General features: G+C 46.4%; 1 protein-coding gene. It reads left to right on the top strand.

Annotated features, from left to right (window positions below):
* Position 1: 1 nt before the first annotated feature.
* Positions 2-910, top strand: coding sequence for a type I phosphomannose isomerase catalytic subunit (locus tag JX312_RS13760; protein ID WP_204458488.1), 909 nt, complete (start codon positions 2-4; stop codon positions 908-910).
* Positions 911-1,279 lie beyond the last annotated feature (369 nt).

Below are 1,279 nucleotides of genomic sequence, written 5' to 3'. Positions count from 1 at the left end.
AATCGCCACTTACAAAGGGATCGCTACAGACCTTGAGAAAGTAGGTGAAAGCTGGGAGCTTTCGGGTGTCGAGGGTGACGAATCCGTTGTGGCTGAAGGAATCGACGCAGGAATGACATTGCCCGCATTGATCGACCGCTACGGAGCATCCCTGATGGGACACCGCAACTATGAAAAATTCGGCAACCGCTTCCCGCTGCTAATCAAATTCATTGATGCTCGCGAAGACCTTTCCGTACAGGTTCATCCTGACGATGCCATGTCGCAGAAATACGGCATGCCTAACGGCAAGACAGAAATGTGGTTTGTGCTGGATGCCGCCGAAGGTGCAAGACTCGCCAACGGATTCAAGAATCCCGTCGACCCTGCCGACTACGAGACACTTGTCAAAAGCGGAGAGATTGAAAATGTGTTGAATTTTGTGGAAATCAAACCGGGAGACACTTATTTCATTCCTGCGGGAAGAGTGCATGCAATCGGCAAAGGAGCATTCGTTGCTGAAATCCAGCAGACATCCGATGCAACATACCGCCTTTACGACTATCACCGAAAGGATAAAAACGGTAATGAAAGGGAACTTCACACCGAGCTTGCAAAAGAAGCCGTCAACTTCAACGATACCGACGGCAACCCCGTAGACTACAAACGCGTGGAAAATGTTCCTGTAAATATCGTGCGCTGCCCATTCTTCACTACCAACCTTCTGGAGGCTGACCATGAGCTTATGCGCGATTACCGCGAGAACGACTCCTTCGTCGCACTGATATTCACCTCAGGTGAGGCTGTGGTCACATGCGGAGAAGAGAAAATCCCGGCGCATCAGGGCGAGACCATACTGATTCCCGCTTCGGCAAAGGGGATTTCCATCGAACCCAAAGGGAATGTCTCGGTTCTTGAAACATACGTCTGACAAGACATCAGCTTTTTAGATTTCATTCCTCAACACACACATCGCCCGTAATCGCTCCCGGTTACGGGCGATATATTACACGCTGATTCATATCACGTTAACTTCACTGCCGGTCGGCATTTTTTCGTTTTGAAATATTTTTTAGCAAATATTTGCATAAACCGAAATTTGTATATAAATTTACCGCACAATCCCATTTAATCCGGGAAATGCAACCAACTTGAAGCTGTCTTAATATTGAATCAACCATAATTAATGCAACTGTTTTGAAAATTCATGCGATTGTTTTGAAACGGTCCAGACATTGAAAAACTCATTTCAACCTTAAGACATCTGACGGGAAATTATAATTAATCCACGACATTACGA

Origin of the sequence: Barnesiella sp. CU968, from assembly GCF_905219685.1 — a bacterium.
GTDB lineage: Bacteria > Bacteroidota > Bacteroidia > Bacteroidales > Muribaculaceae > Lepagella > Lepagella muris_A.
This window is presented reverse-complemented; position numbering and strand designations above follow the sequence as displayed.